At 62.8% G+C, this 234-nt stretch carries 1 pseudogene; it reads left to right on the forward strand.

Going from position 1 to position 234, the window contains the following annotated elements:
• Nucleotides 1-15: 15 nt before the first annotated feature.
• Nucleotides 16-234 (forward strand): annotated as a pseudogene (locus tag R0J88_RS23690) (MFS transporter); the annotation flags it as partial.

The raw sequence follows: 234 nt of genomic DNA on the forward strand, positions 1-234 counted from the left end.
GTAAGGAAGCCCCCTATGTCAGAACACGCACAGCCCCTGAACGCGCCCCTGCAGGACTCCACTGCCAAGGGCAGCCAGAAGGTCATCTTCGCGTCGTCCCTCGGCACGGTGTTCGAGTGGTACGACTTTTTCCTCTACGGCGCCCTGGCGGCGGTGATCAGCAAGCAGTTCTTCGCCGGGGTCAACGACACCACGGCCTTCATCTTCGCCCTGATGGCCTTTGCCGCCGGCTTC

This window comes from Pseudoalteromonas sp. SIMBA_162 (genome assembly GCF_046535955.1).
In the GTDB taxonomy this organism is placed as follows: domain Bacteria; phylum Pseudomonadota; class Gammaproteobacteria; order Enterobacterales; family Alteromonadaceae; genus Pseudoalteromonas; species Pseudoalteromonas marina.